The following is a 3,152-nucleotide window of genomic DNA, read 5'->3' as shown; positions in this document are numbered from 1 at the left end:
CGGCCGCTGCGCCCGCCCCGCGCCCAACCCTCGCCTCCGGTGGAGAAGTTCTGCCGAGGCCGGCCTCCCACGGCACCGGATGTCAATCGGCGTACGCCCGTTCACCCGAATGAGAAAAAGCTGATCAGTGGGCCGTTGAATCCCGGCGAATTCCATGAGCCCGCACCGGCTAAACCCACGGCGATTGTGAATTCATTCACCAGACCCCTTGGCCAGGCACGCCGATCCATGCTGAGATTCGGTCTGACTCAACAGCACAATGGCGCGCTCGGGGAGGGCAATGTGGCGCATACCGCCATGTCTGGTACCGGAACCACAGCAGGTGACGATCCACTCCAGACCGCGGTATGGCGGCTGCGTTCGCGCGGCTGTTGGGCCGACGCGGCGGCGCTGCTCGCCCCGCACACCGGGTCTCCCGCGCTCACGCTGCAGCGCGCGGCACTGCTCGTCGAGCGCTGTCTGTTCACCGGCAAGGGCTGGGCGGACGCGGAGGACGCCCTGCGTACCGCGGAGGCCGCGGCCGGCGACGACGACGAGCGGGGCGCGGCGGCCTGCGAACGCGGGCAACTCGCGTACGCGTCGACCGTGCTGAACGTGCGTGACCGGGCGGACGAGGCGCGCGCCGCGCTCGGCCGGGCGGCCGCCCTGCTCGATCCGGCCGCGCCCGGCCGCCCCCTCCTCGACTTCCGCCGCGGTCTGATCGCCGAACACCTCGCCGACTCCCCGCAGGCCGCTCGGGCCGCCTACCACCGCGCGCACGCGGGCGCCGTCGCCCACGGCGACACCCTGCTGCTGTCGTTCACCTGGCGCCATCTCGCCGCGCTCGCGCTGCGCGACGGCGAACTGGCCGAGGCCCGGCACGGCTTCACGGAGTCCCTCCGTATCCGCGAGGAGCTGGGCTATCTCGTCGGCACGGCTCCGGCGCTCGCCGCCCTCGCCGACACCGAACCGGAGCCGGAGGCGGGCCGGTTGCGCGCCGAGGCCACCCGGCTGTTCCGGCTGCTGGGCGGCGTACCGACGTGGCTCGCGGACCAGTTGGCACCACCAGCGCCGGCGGCCTGACGCATCCCCGGTCGGCACAGACCGGCAAACCCCTCCCGAGCCGCCGGACTTGCGACCTTCGGCTCGCCTCCCGGGCGCATGCCGCGACGAAAGTCGTCGGCGCGATCGTCCTTAGAGCCGACGAGGCCGGGCGGCACGGCCCCTAGCGTGATCCACATGAACAGTGACACGGGGGAAGACACCGACGGACGGAAGTGGACGCGCACCGCCCTGGGCGTCGCGGCGGGACTTCTCGCCGCGGGGGCCATCTACGCGGCCGGGTGGTGGCTGGGCTGGGGCTGGCGCTGGGGCATCGCCTGGCTCTCCGTCAAAGCCGCCGTGAAGCTGGGCTTCTTCGTCGCCGCGGGAGGCATCGGGGTCCTCGCCGTGTGGCGGCGCAAGCGCAGCGAAACACAGGCCGAAGAGCTGGCTGAAGCACAGGCCCAAGCGCAGACCGAAGAGAAGGCTGAAGCACAGGTCGAAGGGCCGGCCGTAGCGCAGGCCGAAGGTCCGAAGAAGATGCTCTGAAGCCCTGGGCGGCCCGCGTGGCAGGTCCGCGCCCGACGTCAGTGGGCGGACCGCGCCGTCAGGCGGATCAGTGCCTCGTCCGTGCCGATGACCACCGACCGGTCCGCGACCACCGCCACCGCGCGGACCGGCGGGCCCGGGCGGAAGCCCAGGACCTCGCCCGTGCCGATGTCATGGAGTTCCACGAGGCCGTCGGCCCAGGCGACCGCCAGGGCCGGGCCCTCGCCCGCGAGGGCGACCACGGGACAGGAACGCTCGGCGACAGGGGCGGACGCCGGAGGCCTGCCCGGGGACCAGGTGCGGACCGTGCCGTCCGCGCCTCCGCTGCAGACCAGCGGTGCGGGACGGCGGACCACGGTCAGGGACGTGACCCGGCCGCGGTGCGGCGCCGCCTGGTGCATGCCCCGCGGACCGAACGCGTGCAGCGAGCCGTGCCGGTCCCCGGCGAGTACGAGGCCGTCGGTGGCGGCCAGCGCCGTGCCCGGGTGCTTCGCCAGCGTGGCGGTGACGGCTTCCGTCAGGGGCGTACGGCCGTGGGTGTGCAGGCGTCCCCGCTCGTCCAGCATCAGCAGGGTGCCGTCGGGTACGGGCGCGAGTGCCTTGATCCGTACGGACATGGGGGCGGAGCCCGCCGCGGGCTCGGCGTCGGCCGGGTGCAGCGAGCGGACCGTGCCGCGCTGGTCCGCCACCAGCAGATGGCCCGCCCAGCGGCCGGTGCCGTGGGCGAGTGCGGCCACCGGACCCGGCCAGGGCGGGCTGACGTCGCCGCGTACCCGGGTCCAGTCGGCCTGCCAGGGCGCGTCGGCGGCGAGAGCGGTGAGGGCGGGGCGCAGCCGCGGGTCCGCGTCGTCGCCGAGGGCGGTGAGCAGGACCAGGGCCCGCTCGGAGACCGGCTGGTCGCGGATCAGCGACGGGCCGGCCCGGAACCAGGCCGTCCGCAGGCCGCCGTGGTCTTCCTGCGGGTCGGCGTGGTGCTCGTAGGCGGTCGTCACCCGCGACGGGTCCGCGGCGCACACCGCGGCGGGGTCGTCCAGGGCCGGCGCGGCGCCGGCCACGTCCGCCGCCTGCGACCGGGTCCCGGTGATCAGCTCTATGTGGCCCAACTCCCTGAGCACGCACACGAGTTCGGCGATCGCGTCCGGATCGTGGGCGGCGTTCAGATCGGGCAGGACGACCACCCTCCGGCGGGCGTCGGCCGTCAGGGCACCGACCAGCTCGCCCGGTGTCCGCGCGGCCACTCCGAGCTGGTTCGCCAGGGCCCACACCGCACCTCGTACGCTCTGGCCCGCGAGCGGAACAACCGCGTCCGGCAACGGCCCCGCCTCAGCCGTCCGCGCCGGTGAAATGTTCCCGCACCAGCGAGTTCACCACCGCCAGGTCCTGAGCGATCAGCGCCTCCAGCAGCGCCGAGTGTTCGGCCGCGTCGGCGACGAGGTCCGCCCTGCGGGGGGCCGGGGCGCTCACCAGCGGCCACTGGGAACGGCGGTGGAGATCGTCCGCGACGGCTACGAGCTGGTCGTTGCCGGCGAGGGAGAGGACCGCCCGGTGGAAGGCGCGGTCGGACTCGGCGTAGCTGGCACGGT

The 3,152-nt window shown here is 74.3% G+C and carries 4 protein-coding genes; 2 read left to right on the top strand and 2 right to left on the bottom strand.

What is annotated here, in order from left to right:
• The first annotated feature begins 297 nt into the window (after nucleotides 1–297).
• Entirely contained in the window at nucleotides 298–1,062 is a 765-nt protein-coding gene (locus tag ACWGI8_RS42230) for a hypothetical protein (RefSeq protein ID WP_453668769.1), read from the top strand.
• A gap of 156 nt (nucleotides 1,063–1,218) precedes the next feature.
• A complete protein-coding gene (locus tag ACWGI8_RS42225; protein WP_453668768.1) occupies nucleotides 1,219–1,569 on the top strand; it encodes a hypothetical protein in 351 nt (116 codons plus the stop codon).
• Nucleotides 1,570–1,607: 38 nt separating this feature from the next.
• Here the strand turns inward: ACWGI8_RS42225 and ACWGI8_RS42220 are convergent, their stop codons facing one another.
• Both ACWGI8_RS42220 and ACWGI8_RS42215 read right to left on the bottom strand, forming a co-directional pair.
• The gene (locus tag ACWGI8_RS42220) at nucleotides 1,608–2,882 is read right to left on the bottom strand and encodes a hypothetical protein (RefSeq protein ID WP_453668767.1); all 1,275 of its coding nucleotides are present in this window, start codon (nucleotides 2,880–2,882) and stop codon (nucleotides 1,608–1,610) included.
• 10 nt (nucleotides 2,883–2,892) lie between these two features.
• A partial coding sequence (locus ACWGI8_RS42215) for an FCD domain-containing protein (protein WP_453668766.1) occupies nucleotides 2,893–3,152 on the bottom strand: 260 nt, incomplete at its 5' end.

This window comes from Streptomyces sp. NPDC054841, assembly GCF_053611045.1.
This window is presented reverse-complemented; position numbering and strand designations above follow the sequence as displayed.

Bases quoted from the DNA above. Each gene is read 5' to 3' on its own strand.
- ACWGI8_RS42230 (WP_453668769.1), top strand. From the start codon at position 298: ATGTCTGGTACCGGAACCACAGCAGGTGACGATCCACTCCAGACCGCG.
- ACWGI8_RS42225 (WP_453668768.1), top strand. From the start codon at position 1,219: ATGAACAGTGACACGGGGGAAGACACCGACGGACGGAAGTGGACGCGC.